Annotated in this window: 12 protein-coding genes and 1 tRNA gene; 2 read left to right on the top strand and 11 right to left on the bottom strand. The window is 72.8% G+C overall.

Translation table 11 applies throughout. The features are described from left to right. Positions 1-97 precede the first annotated feature (97 nt). The 11 genes from IE330_RS35160 to IE330_RS35110 all read right to left on the bottom strand — a co-directional run bounded on the left by IE330_RS35160 (position 98) and on the right by IE330_RS35110 (position 10701). Positions 98-328: an acyl carrier protein gene (locus IE330_RS35160; RefSeq protein ID WP_190140243.1), complete on the bottom strand. Its 231-nt coding sequence runs from the start codon at positions 326-328 to the stop codon at positions 98-100. A 40-nt stretch (positions 329-368) separates the two neighbouring features. Beyond that, positions 369-1382 (bottom strand): beta-ketoacyl-ACP synthase III, encoded by a 1014-nt coding sequence (locus IE330_RS35155; RefSeq protein WP_190140242.1) that lies wholly within the window; start codon positions 1380-1382, stop codon positions 369-371. Beyond that, positions 1379-2377, bottom strand: a complete 999-nt coding sequence (locus tag IE330_RS35150; protein ID WP_190140241.1) for a ferritin family protein — start codon at positions 2375-2377, stop codon at positions 1379-1381. Before IE330_RS35150 ends, IE330_RS35155 begins: the two co-directional genes overlap by 4 nt. A 189-nt stretch (positions 2378-2566) precedes the next feature. Beyond that, complete coding sequence (locus tag IE330_RS35145; RefSeq protein ID WP_229926144.1) at positions 2567-3187, bottom strand: hypothetical protein; 621 nt, start codon at positions 3185-3187, stop codon at positions 2567-2569. Between the two features lie 25 nt (positions 3188-3212). Next, a complete protein-coding gene (locus IE330_RS35140) occupies positions 3213-3698 on the bottom strand; it encodes a type II toxin-antitoxin system RatA family toxin (protein ID WP_190140240.1) in 486 nt (161 codons plus the stop codon). Then, entirely contained in the window at positions 3698-4984 is a 1287-nt protein-coding gene (locus IE330_RS35135; RefSeq protein WP_190140239.1) for an aspartate aminotransferase family protein, read from the bottom strand. Before IE330_RS35135 ends, IE330_RS35140 begins: the two co-directional genes overlap by 1 nt. Positions 4985-5053: 69 nt before the next feature. Further along, on the bottom strand, positions 5054-6193 hold the full coding sequence (locus tag IE330_RS35130; protein WP_190140238.1) for an acyl-CoA dehydrogenase family protein: 1140 nt from the start codon (positions 6191-6193) through the stop codon (positions 5054-5056). A gap of 109 nt (positions 6194-6302) precedes the next feature. Then, on the bottom strand, positions 6303-7904 hold the full coding sequence (locus tag IE330_RS35125; RefSeq protein WP_190140237.1) for an aldehyde dehydrogenase family protein: 1602 nt from the start codon (positions 7902-7904) through the stop codon (positions 6303-6305). A 103-nt stretch (positions 7905-8007) separates the two neighbouring features. After that, on the bottom strand, positions 8008-9474 hold the full coding sequence (locus IE330_RS35120) for an MmgE/PrpD family protein (protein WP_190140236.1): 1467 nt from the start codon (positions 9472-9474) through the stop codon (positions 8008-8010). Beyond that, positions 9425-10435 carry a diacylglycerol/lipid kinase family protein gene (locus IE330_RS35115; RefSeq protein WP_190140235.1) on the bottom strand — a complete coding sequence of 337 codons (1011 nt, stop codon included), beginning with the start codon at positions 10433-10435 and terminating at the stop codon, positions 9425-9427. Before IE330_RS35115 ends, IE330_RS35120 begins: the two co-directional genes overlap by 50 nt. Before the next feature lie 177 nt (positions 10436-10612). Continuing rightward, a tRNA-OTHER gene (locus IE330_RS35110) sits at positions 10613-10701 on the bottom strand. A gap of 309 nt (positions 10702-11010) precedes the next feature. On the opposite strand from IE330_RS35110, the gene IE330_RS35105 reads away from it, so the two are divergent. Both IE330_RS35105 and IE330_RS35100 read left to right on the top strand, forming a co-directional pair. Then, entirely contained in the window at positions 11011-12012 is a 1002-nt protein-coding gene (locus IE330_RS35105; RefSeq protein ID WP_190140234.1) for a bifunctional lysylphosphatidylglycerol flippase/synthetase MprF, read from the top strand. Positions 12013-12137: 125 nt separating this feature from the next. After that, positions 12138-12356, top strand: a complete 219-nt coding sequence (locus tag IE330_RS35100; protein ID WP_190140244.1) for a hypothetical protein — start codon at positions 12138-12140, stop codon at positions 12354-12356. The last annotated feature ends 34 nt before the right edge of the window (positions 12357-12390 follow it).

Raw genomic sequence — 12390 nt, 5'->3', positions numbered from 1 at the left:
CGGGGGGCGGCGCGCGGGCGGTGGCGCGCGGGCCGCTCGCCGGGGGCGCCGGGCGGCCGCCCCCCTGGGGACGGGCCGCGGTGAGCGGGTGCGGGGCTCAGACGGTGGCGCGGCGTTCGCTCATCATGCGGGCCATCTCGCCGATGTTCTCGGCCTCCATCAGTTCGTCGTCGCTGATCTGCACGCCGTACTCCTTGTCGAGGAGCATCGACAGCTCGACCACGGCCAGGGAGTCCAGTTCGGCCTCCTCGCGGGTGGCCTCGGGGGTGATGCGGTCGGGGGAGACCTTGAGCTTGTCGACCAGGATGTCCTTGAGGGTCTCGAACATGGGGGAGGGTTTCCTTTCTGCCGCCGGCACCGGGTGCCGGTCAGTCCACAAGGGGGGTGATCTCGGGCCAGGTCAAGGTGGCCGCGCCCCAGGACAGGCCGCCGCCGAAGGCGGTCAGCAGCACCCGGTGGCCCGGCTTGAGGGTGCCCTCGGCCGCGGCCATGGCCAGCAGCGTGGGCAGGGAGGCGGCGGCGGTGTTGGCGACCTGGGCGACGTTGGAGAGCTGCCGGGCGGGCTCGAAGGCGAGCTCCTCGGCGACGGCGGCCAGGATGCGGGCGTTGGCCTGGTGGGCGCCGAGCCGGTCCACCTGGGCCAGGCTCCAGCCGGCGGCCTCCACGGCCTGGCGCGAGGACTGGCTCATGCGGGTGACCGCGTGGCGGAAGGTCTCGCGCCCGTTCATGCGGAAGTAGAAGTCGGACGGGTCGGCCAGCTCGCCCAGCGGGCCCCTGGCGCGGGAGCGCGAGCCGCCGGCGGGCACCTGGATCAGGTCGGCCAGGCTGCCGTCGCTGCCCAGGACCGGCGCGCCGATCGCGCCGGGCTGCCCGGCGTGGCCGGCGCGCAGCACCAGCGCGCCGGCGGCGTCCCCGAACAGCACCACGGTGGCGCGGTCCTCGGGGTCGACCATGGTGGTGAAGGCGTCGGCGCCGATCAGCAGGACCTGCTCGGCGGCCCCGGTGGCGATCATCCCGGCGGCGGTGGACAGCCCGTACAGAAAGCCCGCGCAGGCCGCCGACAGGTCGAAGGCCGGTACGGTGCCCAGACCCAGGCGGTGGGCGATCTCGGGGGCGGTGGGCGGCACCTGCCGGTCGGGGGTGGTGGTGGCCAGCACCACCACGTCCGCCCGCGCGGTGCCGGTGCTCTCAAGGGCCCGCCGCCCGGCCTCAACGGCCAGGTCGGCGGTGGCGGTGGCGGCGTCCACGACGTGGCGCTCGGACATGCCGGTGCGGGTGCGGATCCAGGCGTCGCTGGTGTCCAGGCGCCGGGCCAGGTCGTCGTTGGTGACCACGTCGGGCGGCAGGTAGCAGCCGGCGCCGGCGATGACGGGGCGTTTCATGCCGTGGCCCGGGAGGTCAGGCGCATGGCCTCGGCGGGCAGGCCCATCTCCTGCAGGCGGGCGGTGGCCATCTTCTCGGTCCACTGCTCGGCCATGGCGTAGCGCTGGGCGGGGGTGGTGTCCAGCAGGCGGGTGCCGGGCCAGATCTCGTAGTCGCCGATCAGGTCGGCCTGCTCGTGCATGCCCTGCTGGAAGAGTTCCTCGCGGTGCAGGACGAACTTGCGGTCGTCGATGCTGTCCCACAGCTCCACGCCCGCGCGCAGGATCTCAAGCAGGCGGGGCTTGTAGGCGGGGTTGTCGCGCACGTGGTCGCGCAGGATGGTGTTGGCGACCGTCAGGTGGCGCATCTCGTCGATGGAGGTGCCCCGGGAGATCTCCCCGGTGGCCGGGGACAGCGGGGTCCACTTGCGTTCGCTCAGCTCCGCGGCCGGGGCCAGGACGCCTTCGATGACGATGGCGAAGACCGCCACGCCGCCGTAGAAGTCGCGCTGTTTCTCCACGATGTCCAGGGTGAAGTCGATGACCGGCTCCAACACCTCGCGGCGGAAGTCGACGGCCATCGCGTCGATGTCGCTCAGCAGGGTCTTCTCGTCCATGCCCAGTTCCACCAGGTGGTTGCGGAAGACGCGGGCGTGGCGGGCCTCGTCCAGGAGCTGGGTGGCGTAGAACTCCATCTCCAGCACGCCCGGGGCGATGGCGACGTAGGGGGCCAGCAGGCGGGTGGCGATCTCCTCCGACAGCCCGCGCAGGCCGAACTCCAGCACCAGGGCCTCGCGCAGCGGGCCCGGCGCGGTCAAGAACGCGGGCACCTCGGCGTCGTCGTGGTGGCCGCTGACGCCCCGCTCGCGCAGGGTGCCCTGGGCGACCTGGGTGATCCAGTAGGCGAGGTTGCACTCCTTGGGGCCGATGGTCAGCTCCATGGCGCCCTCGAGCATGCCGGGCGCGGCGTCGAAGTCGGCCTCCGGCGCCACGGCGGGCTGCGGTGTACCGGTCATGGCGGGTGGTGCTCCTTTCTGGGCCCGGGCCCGCGAAGGGCGCTCCGGGCGGGCGGCCTGTCCATACGTCGTCCCTCAGGTGCCGTACGCGCCCCAAGGGCGTGCGCGGGGCGGCACCAGGGGCAGCGGTGCGAGGGGCAGCGGTGCGAGGGGCGGGGCGGGTCCCGGGCGGGGCCCGCCCCGGGGAGGTCAGCGGGCGGCGGTGGACACCGGCCGCTCCCCGCCCGTCGCCCCGGCGAGCCCCCCGGCGCCGGCGGCATCCGCGCCCGCAGCGGCGGCAGGGGCAGCGGCGGGGGCGGTGGTACGGGCGGTGGCGGGCAGGTGGCCCACCGGCTCGGGGTCGAAGGTGTGGCCCACCGGCTTGGGGTGGGCCAGGCCCAGATCGTCAAGCAGCCGCAGATAGCCCTGGTGCCGCACCGGCTCGTAGGGCAGGGCGAAGGACTTGGTGAAGTTGCCGAACAGGCCCCGGTCCCCGCTCAGGTGCCAGGGGATGGCCAGCAGCGCCCACTCCGGGCCGATCCACCAGCACCACAGGCCGACCACCGCGGCCTGCGTGATCAGGCTGTGCATCACGTTGTACAGCACGTAGTAGGCCTTGTGGACGGGCCGGCCGCCGCTGCGCTTGAAGGCGATGGCGCCGGGGATGTAGCCGATCAGGTCGATGTACAGGAACAGGGCGATCCACACCCACCAGCGGATCTCGGAGAAGTGGGCGATGATCAGGCCGGTGGAGACCGCGAAGCCGACGAGGTACTCGGCGCGGTGCACGGCGAACGTCTTGGGGGTTTCGAAGGGGTTGGCCTGGTCCATGACCGCTTCTCTCCTTGGCCGGGTCTCAGGCGCTCAGGGCGTCGGCGGGGGTGCCGAGTTCGACCTGGCTGCGCAGTTCGGTGCGCTCGAACAGGCCGGTGACGGCCCAGGCGACGGTCTCCTTGATGACGCGTTCGGCGATCGGGTCGAGGATGCCCTGCAGGCTGGGGATGCCGAAGTCGAAGTCGACCTCGAAGTGGACGGCGACGTTGGCGCCGTCCTGGGTGAAGGACCACCGGCCGGCGAAGGTGTCGAAGTCGCCGTCCTGCTGCTCGATGTGGATCTCCAGGGCGTCGGCGTCGAAGCGGTCGGACTCCGTCCAGCGCAGCAGGCCGCTGCGGAAGTGCAGCTCCCAGCTCGAGCTGCCGTGGGTCTCGGGCGGCCCGGCGTGCACGGTGGTGGCCTCCACGTGCGGGGCCAGTTCGGGGAAGCGCTCGAAGTGTGCCACCGAGGCGTAGACCGTCGGTGCGTCCTGGTCCAGTACCACGGCGTCCAGTTCCACGTGCCGCATCAGTAGCTACCGCCTTCCGGCATCCTGGCCGAGCCTGCGACCAGGTCGAGGGTTGCTTTGTCGAAGGAGTCGAGCAGGAACTGCACGTCCAGCTCGGTGAGGGTGGCGGGCGGGGTGAAGCGCACCACGGAGTTGCCGTTCATCGAGTGGTTGGCGACCACGCCGTGGTTGAACAGCTCGATGAGCAGTTCCCCGGCCAGGCCCGCCTCGGTGAGCTCCACGCCGATGAGCAGGCCGCGGCCGCGCACGTCGACCACGAGGTCGGGGATGTTGCGCCGGGCGATCTCGGCGATCTTGGGCAGGAGCCGGGCGCCCAGGTCCATCGCCCGGGTCACCAGGCGCTCCTCCTGCACGGCGCGCACCGCGCCCTGGACGGCGGCCATCAGCAGCGGCTGTCCGGAGAACGTCGCGGTGTGCACGTAGGGGTCCTTGTCGAAGGGGCGGAAGGCCTTGCGGGTGGCCACGGCCGCCGAGACGGGCACCACGCCGCCGCCCAGCGCCTTGCCGGCCAGCAGCACGTCGGGCACCACGTTGTCGATGTCGGCGCCCCACCACTCGCCCAGGCGGCCCATGCCGGACTGCACCTCGTCCAGGATGAGGAACCCGTCGTGGGCGCGTACGACTTCCTCCACGCGCTTGAGGTAGCCCTTGGGCGGGATGATCACGCCGCCCTCGCCCTGCACCGGCTCCAGGATCACGCACAGCTCGCCGGGGTGGGCGCGCAACTGCTCCTCCAAGGCGTCGATCTCGCCGAAGGGCAGGTGGGTGACGTCGGGGATCAGCGGGCGGAACGGCTTTTGGTAGACCTCCTTGGCGGTGGCCGACAGCGCGCCCAGGGTCTTGCCGTGGTAGCCGCCGCGCATGGACACGGTGCGCTTGTAGCCGTTGGCGCGGGCCAGCTTCAGGCCGGTCTCCACCGCCTCGGCGCCCGAGAGGGCGAAGTGCACCCGGTCCAGGCCCGGCGGCATCACCGACACCAGCGCCTCCGCGGCGCGGGCCACAGTGGGCTCCAGCAGGATGCGGGTGGCCACCGGGTGGGTGCGCAACTGGCGCTCCACGTGCTCCATCACGATGGGGTGGCGGGCGCCCATGATGAACACGCCGTAGCCGCCGGCGTTCAAAAAGCGCTCCCCGTCGCTGGTGGTCAGCCAGTTGCCCTCGGAGTGCACCTCCATGTGGCTGCCGAACAGCTCGGCGAGGGTGGCCCGGCCCTTGCTGAGGTGGGCCCGGTACAGGCCGAGGATCTGCTCCTCGGTGTCGACCCCGGTGTCCTGGGTCACGGTCACGGATAACTCCCTGAGGTCCTCGGTACACATCTGTCAACGGCGGGCGGGGCGCGGGGCGCCCGCGGGGGGTCACAGGGCCAGCGGGCCGCCGGCGAAGTACTCGACCAGGGCCGGCGCGGTGGCGACACGGCCCGGCGGGTGGAAGACCAGCGGCCGCACCGAGGCGGCGAGCTGGGAGTGCTCGCGGTGGCGGATGAAGTCCACCCCGCCCAGCAGCTCCAGGCTCAGCTCCGTGGCCCGCGCCAGCGCGTCCTGGGCGGCGTAGCGGGCCACCAGGACCTGCGCCATGGCCTGCTCGCTGTCCAGGTCGCCGTCGCGCACCGCCCGCGCCACGCCCTCCAGGAGGGCGAAGGCGCTCTCGGCGGCGATGACGAGCTGGCCCCGCTCGGCGGCGGTGCCCCGCTCGCGCTCAAGGACCACCTCGGCCAGCGCGGCCGCGGCCCCGGTGTAGCCGGCCGAGATCAGCATCTCGAACCAGATGACGCCCGCGGCCTGCAGGTCGGCCACCCGGTGCGGGTCGTCCTCGGTGGTGCGGATGACCATGTCCTCGGGCACGAACACCTCGTTCAGGCGCACCTCCTCGCTCTCGGAGGCGGCCAGCACGTCGGTGCCCCAGAACGGGTGCACCGTCAGCCCCGGCGCGTCGGCGGGCACCAGCGCCAGCGCCAGCTCCGGGCTGCCGTCGGCGCCGGGCAGCGCGATGCTCGCGGTCAGAAGCTGCATCGAACGCGCCAGGCTGCACGGCTTCTTGGACCCGTTGAGGCGGTAGCCGCCGGCCACCGCCCGGGCGCTGACCGAGGGCGTGAAGATGTTCTGCTGGCTCTTGCCCTCCGCCCAGCCCGAGGCCATCAGGATCTGGTCGGGCACCGCCCGGTGCAGCAGGTCGAGCTGCGCCGGCGCCAGCCGGCCGGCGCCCTTGGCCAGCGCGTAGAGCATCGACACGGTGAAGTGGTGCATCGTCACCCCGGCCGCCACCGACGGCGAGGCGGCGCCCAGCGCGCGCTGCACGCGCACCGCCTCCACCGGGTCGGCGCCGAACCCGCCGAACTCGGTGGGCACCAGCAGGCTCACCCCGCCGTGGGCGCGAAAGAGCCCCAGGGCCGGGCTGGCGGGCGCCTCGCGCTGGGCGAAGGGGATCTCTTCCAGCGCTTTGATCAGCCCCGGGTGGTAGCGGTCGCAGACCGCGCGCGCGAAGTCGAGGGTACGCAACGGCAGAACACCTCCAAAACGGATCGGGTCGAACGGGCGCACCACACGCCGCACCAGGGCATCGCGGTGCGCCCGGCCGCAGGGCGCCGGCCGTGAGGCGCCGGCCTTCTCAGGGGCCGAAGACGGCCTCGTGGGGGCTGATGTCGTGGGCGATGGACACGCCCTGGATGTGCGAGGTCTTCAGGATCGGATAGTTGGCCTCGCCGTAGACGCCGCCGGTCAGGCCGGTGCCGCCGTGGCTGGGCAGATAGGGCAGGAACCCGATGTGCGAGTCGTTGATCTTCAGCAGGCCGCCGTTGACGACGCGCTGCACGAACGCGTTGATCACCCGGGCGGACTTCACCCACAGCGAGTTGCGCAGCCCGTACTCGTTGGTGTTGACGAAGTCGATGAAGCTGTTGAGCAGTTCGTCGTCGTCATCGCAGCGCTCGGGCACCACGATGGGCAGCAGCGGGAAGAACGTCTCGCTGCGCACGATGTCGTGCGTGCGCGCCCCGGGCAGGCCGTTGACCCGCACCACGGTGGGCTGCAGGAACACCCCGGTCTCCGAGACGGTGCCGTCGACCTCGGTGCGCTGCCCGCCGCAGATCAGCTCCCCGCCGCGGTCCAGGGACTGCTTGAGCAGGGCGAAGAACTTCTCGCTGCGCCGCACCGGGGACAGCAGCACGTCCTCGTCCTCGGGGTAGCCCGGGCGCACCAGCTTGATGCGCTCGGTGACCGCGGCGATGAGCTCCTCGGCGACCTCGGGGTGCACCAGCACGCAGTTGGGCACCATGCAGATCTGCCCGGAGCCGTAGAACGACTCGCAGATCGCCTCCGCGGCCCGCTTGAGGTCCGCGCCCTTCCAGATGACGATGGTGTCGTTGCCGGCCAGCTCCAGGATGGGCTTCTTGCCGTTGGCCACACACTGTTCCTGGAAGCGCAGGCCCTCCTCGCTGCCGCCGATGTAGAAGATGTCGTTGACCAGCGGCGAGGCCACCCAGCGGTCCAGGGTCTGCTTGGGGTTGGAGCACACCGCGTTCAGCACCCCCGGAGGCGCGCCGACCTCGTCCAGCAGCGGGCCCACCACGTCGCGCATCAGCCACATCGTGGACAGCGCGATCGAGCGCGGGGCGCGCATCACCACCGCGTTGCCGGCCATCAGCGCCAGCACCGCCAGCGCGGCACTGGGCGCGGGCGCGTTCTGCGGCGGGTTGAAGGCCACCACGCCGTCGGGCTGGCGGCGCACGATCAGCCGCCGCCCCTGGTGCTCGAACTCGGTGTGCATGCGCTGGCGGTACCAGTACAGGCTTTCCTCGCTGTAGATCTGCTTCATGCAGCTCAGTTCCCAGCGGGCCAGGCGCAGCGGGTGCGCCTCGGCGACCAGGATGTCCAAGAACTCCTGCTCGCGCCGGATGAGCTCCTCGCGGAACAGGGTGCCCAGGCGCATCCTGCGCTCCAGGGGCACCTCGGCCCAGGTGGCCGCGGCCGCGGCGGCGGCCTCGGTGGCCAGGTCGATGGAGGTGTCCCCGGCGATCGCGCAGCGGCCCACCACATAGGGGTGATCGGCCGCCTCGGAGTCGGGGTTCTGCTCCAGTTCCCGTTTCAGGCTGACGCTGGTGAAGACGTCCTCGAGCAGAGACCGAGCGCTGACGGTATAAACCCAGCCATCGCCTTCGACGTCCTTGCCCGCGATATAGAGCTTGTAGCTGCGGAGTTCCTTTTCAGGCATCAAAGGACCTTTCCCACGTCCGAATGTATGGCCCTGCTCACTGCCCACCGGCATTCGATGCTGGCAGGGGACACTGACCCGCCGCTGATACCCGCCTCGCGGATTACCGCAGCGCCCGCTCGATCCACGCGCCCAGGTCGTCGGCGTCCATCGACTCCAGGTGCACGGCCGCATCGGCGACCTCCTCGGCCCCGCCGAACTCCAGGAATTTGTGGCGCATCAGCTCCGCGTGGTGGGCGCGGGTGTGCGGGCCGGCCGCCGCCAGCGGGATCATCCGCTGGCGCGAGGCGGTGCGCCCGTCACGCAGGCGCACCGTCACCCGCGCCCCGGTGGCCTTGGCCGCGGAGGCGAAGCTGGGCCGCACCGCCCCGGCGGCCTCCTTGGCCAGTTGGGCCACCTCCTCGCCGCCGAAGGCCCGCAGCCAGGGCCCGGCCGCCTCCCCGGCCTGGCGCACCGCCTCCCCGAACGGCGCGTCCGAGGCGAACAGCGCCTTGGTCAGCGCCGGGTCGTGCACCAGCCGCACCCGCTCGGCCACCGCCCAGCGCATCCGGTCGTTGAGCAGCGGCGCGGCGAAGTCGTTGACCGTCAGCCCCCCGGTCAGCAGCGCGGTGGCCACCGGATAGGGGGTGTGCAGCACCAGCGCCCCCAGCGGCGAGCCCGGACCCACCACGTAGGAGGCCGCCTTCTTGCCCGCGAACAGCGTGTACAGCGAGGCCTCCACCACGACGTCCTCGATGTCCTCGGCCCGGCACGGCGCCAGCTCGCGGTGCAGGGCCGCCGCGCAGTCCACCGCCGCGTCCACCCCCGGCCCGCCCGGGTGCATCTTGAACGACAGCGTCTCGGTGTGCCAGCGCTCGCCGAGCCCGGCGCTGACCGCATCGGGCAGCGGCACACTGGCGAAACGGTCCAGGAAGCCGTCGGGGTGCTCCAGGATGTCCGCGGGCCCGTGCAGCCCGGCCCGCGCCGCGTCACAGGAGTCCATCGCGGTACGCACCGGCGTGAAGGTGTTGAACAGCCGCGCGTCACTGGCCAGGAACGCCCGCATCAGCGGCCAGTTCGGCATCGCGAAGGCCAGCCCGATCGCGCTGCGCCACACCGCGTCGTCGGCGCCCTCGCAGTGCAGGCGCCCGCACACCGCGCCGGCCAGGTGGGTGTGCACCGCGCTGTGCCCGCGCAGCGGCCCCAGGGTGGCCGCCGCGGTGATCCGCGCCGCGCACTCGTTGGCCGCCACCACCGCCGCCAGCAGCGCCGGCCCGTCCAGGCGCCGCGCGTAGGCGTAGGCCAGCGGCACCGACACCGTGGAGTTGGACAGGTGCCCGGCGTAGGCGGTGTCGTCCAGGTTCAGCCAGGAGCCGAGCCCGGCCAGCACACACGCCGAGGTCCGCGGGTCGGCCTGCAGCGGCGGCCCGAACCCCTCGATCATCCGCCGGCCCAGCGGATGGGCGATCCCCGCCCGAATGGAGGCCAGTTGCGACAGCAACTGGCTGGCGGCCAGCGCCCGCACCGGGCCGGGAATGTCCTCAGGTCGCAGCCAGGCCGCCCAGCGGCAGAGCTGGTGGAGTATGGACACGCGTCACTTCCTTCGTCGCAGCGCCCCACACCGGCAGTACGCCCGCCAGCACCTGGACCGTCATGCTGGTCCAGGCCGGCGGCTGCAGCTCGCCGTCGTGCTCGAAGCACAGCGGACGCCCGTCCAGGCGCTCGACGACCACGCGCCGGCCCCGGCCGTGCACCACGCCCGGGCGCTTGTGCAGCACACCGGCACGGGCCAGCTCCGGCACGTCGGCCGCGGCCACCTGCGCGCCCACCACACACACGTCGAGCAGCCCGTCGTCCAGCTCGGAGCGGGGCAGGATCAGATACTGGCCGCCGCGGTAGCGCCCGCCGCCGACATTGGCGAGCACGGTGGCCCCCTCGTGCAGCACCCGCCCGTCGACCGTCACCCGCCCCGGATAGGGACGGAAACCCACGGCCGCCTGCGGCAGCGCCCGGGCATAGCGCTCGCGCCCGGCCACCGCGATGGACCGGGCGGCCACCAGCCCCTCGGCGATCAGCCCCGAACAGGCCCCCAGCAGCACCAGCTCACCGGTCTCGGCGAGTTGGCCGACATCGATACGGCGCCGCCGGGCACGGCCCGGCACGGCCCCCAGCGTCGCCTCCAGGGACTCCTGCCAGGGCGCCTGGCCCCACAGCATGCGGTAGTCGGAGTTGCCCGTCCCGGCCGGCACCACCGCCAGCGCCGCCCGCTCCCGCGGCGCCGCGCCCACCAGGGCCTGCACCACCTCGCGTACGGTGCCGTCACCGCCGACGGCGACCACCAGGTCGGGGCCCTGCCCGCCGGGGCGGGCCAGCGCCGCGCGCACCGCGTCGGTGGCATCGCCCCGGTGCGCCGTACGGTGCACCACGACGCGCTCCAGGCGCGCCCGGCACCGCGCGATGACCTCCTGGACCAGCGGTGTGCGGGCCGTGCCGGCCGTGGGGTTGACGACGACCAGGGCCCGGCCAGGGGCCGGGGATGCCGCGAGGGGCATGAGGCGATCTCCCAACTGAACGACCCTGCCGGCCGCGAAACGGGCGAGAACTGCGAGGAACCGCACACCCGCGCGGGAGGGCACGGCACTGCGGGGGAGTGCGGAAAACTGCGGGCACACGGTGCGGGGCCCCGCCGGGCCGGCCGGTGCTCCGGGCCGGGCGCGAGGGGGCGGCAGCGGAGAGGGCAGGATTCGAACCTGCGTGGGTGCACGCACCCGACGGAAGCGAACTTCGGTCCCCGATAAGCCACTCCGGGCACCTCTCCCCGAAAAACCGTTACCAGGAAAACCCCGCATGCCCGCCGCCTTTCCGCGAGGGGCACCGGCCGCTTTCGTGGCCCGGTCACACAAAGGAGTCTGCCGCCTTCGCTGATATACCGCTGACCGCCCGCTGGTTTCTGCCTGGGCCCGGCCCGACAGCCCTTCCAGCGGCCATATCGGCAGTGCTCTACTTCCCAGGGAACCTCGCGCGTTCTTGCCCCACCGCGGCCCTCGCGAGCTTGCCCGCGTGCCTTCTGCGCCGCGCCCGGCCCCGGCGGGGCCGCCCCCGTTTCGAAGGAATGAGGAAAGGGCCCATGTCCGCGACAGCCCTCGCGCAGGACACCGTCCTGCACGCCATCCGCACCCACACCCAGGCCGACAACCCCAGCGCCTTCTTGGCCATGAGCCAGGGCACCGAGGCCTTCACCGCCCCCGGCCTGGACGGCGTCATCGCCTACCGCCAGGCCGGCGCCTACCTGGTGCAGCTCGGCGGCCCCTTCGCCGCCCCGGAGCACTACACCACGCTCCTGGAGCGCTTCGTGGCCCACGCCCACGAACAGGGCCTGCGCGTGGTGAGCGCCCAGCTCCAGCGCCACGACGCCGAGATCTACGCCCGACACGGCTTCACCGTCAACCAGTTCGGCTCCTCCTGGGTGGTGCACCTGCCCGGCTTCACCCTCCAGGGCGGCCGGTTCATGCGCATGCGCAACAAGATCTCCCGCGCCTTCCGCAACGGCCTGAGCGTCACCGAGACCGGCCCCGAGGGCTACGCCGCGGCCAAGGAGGCCATCGACGCGCGCTGGCTGCGCTCCAAGGGCGAAGAGGCCCGCCCGCTGGAGTTCCTGGTGGGCCAGCTCGGCGGGCCCGCCCAGGTCCACCGCCGGCTGTTCGTGGGCACCATCGACGCCCAGCCCGTCGGCTACATCTCCTACTCCCCGGTCTACGGCACCCGCGCGGGCTGGATGCACGACCTCAGCCGCCGCATCCCCGACGCCTCACCGGGCCTGATGGAAGCCATCAACGCCCACGTCATCGAGGTGCTGCGCGCCGAGGGGTGCCAGTGGCTGCACTTCGGCCTCACCCCCTTCACCGGCCTTGACCAGGCCAACGAACTGCCCGGCCACAGCAAGGCCTTCCAGTGGCTGATGCACTTCCTGTGGGACCAGGGCGCGGCCCTCTACCCCGCCCAGAGCCAGCTCGCCTACAAGGAGAAGTGGGCACCTGAGGCCCCCATCCCCGAGTACGTGGCCTTCGAGGGCCCCGCCGCCTCCCTGCCGGCGTTCGCCCACATCTTCCGCGCCTGCAACGCCTTCTGACACCCCGACACCCTTCCGGCGCCCTGGCGCCCCCCTGCACCGTCCTGCCATGCCCCTGCACCGTCCTGCCATGCCCGTGCACGCCCGTGCACGCCCGTTCATCCGCCAAGGAGGCACGAGACGCCATGACCAGCACCCACCACCCCGCCCAGGACCCCGCATCCCCCGCCCCCGGCGGGCCGCGGACCGAGGAGGGCACCGACGCGCTCAAGGAGCAGCTCGTGCAGCACCTGATGGCCGTCATCGGCGCCCCCGACGACCCCGCGACCGCCCACGCCGCCGACCGGGCCCTGACCGCCCTGGACGCCCGCCTGCGCGCCGAGCACGCCCGCGCCGCCGCGTGAGCCGCGCCCCGCACCACCGCCCCGGCCACGCCCC

It is taken from the genome of Streptomyces longispororuber (genome assembly GCF_014656095.1).
Taxonomy (GTDB): domain Bacteria; phylum Actinomycetota; class Actinomycetes; order Streptomycetales; family Streptomycetaceae; genus Streptomyces; species Streptomyces longispororuber.
The sequence above is the reverse complement of the archived record's forward strand: the minus strand, read 5'-3'. Positions and strand labels throughout refer to the sequence as shown.

Coding starts and splice junctions, on each gene's coding strand:
- IE330_RS35160 (WP_190140243.1), bottom strand. CDS start 328: ATGTTCGAGACCCTCAAGGACATCCTGGTCGACAAGCTCAAGGTCTCC.
- IE330_RS35155 (WP_190140242.1), bottom strand. CDS start 1,382: ATGAAACGCCCCGTCATCGCCGGCGCCGGCTGCTACCTGCCGCCCGAC.
- IE330_RS35150 (WP_190140241.1), bottom strand. CDS start 2,377: ATGACCGGTACACCGCAGCCCGCCGTGGCGCCGGAGGCCGACTTCGAC.
- IE330_RS35145 (WP_229926144.1), bottom strand. CDS start 3,187: ATGGACCAGGCCAACCCCTTCGAAACCCCCAAGACGTTCGCCGTGCAC.
- IE330_RS35140 (WP_190140240.1), bottom strand. CDS start 3,698: ATGCGGCACGTGGAACTGGACGCCGTGGTACTGGACCAGGACGCACCG.
- IE330_RS35125 (WP_190140237.1), bottom strand. CDS start 7,904: ATGCCTGAAAAGGAACTCCGCAGCTACAAGCTCTATATCGCGGGCAAG.
- IE330_RS35115 (WP_190140235.1), bottom strand. CDS start 10,435: ATGCCCCTCGCGGCATCCCCGGCCCCTGGCCGGGCCCTGGTCGTCGTC.
- IE330_RS35105 (WP_190140234.1), top strand. CDS start 11,011: ATGTCCGCGACAGCCCTCGCGCAGGACACCGTCCTGCACGCCATCCGC.
- IE330_RS35100 (WP_190140244.1), top strand. CDS start 12,138: ATGACCAGCACCCACCACCCCGCCCAGGACCCCGCATCCCCCGCCCCC.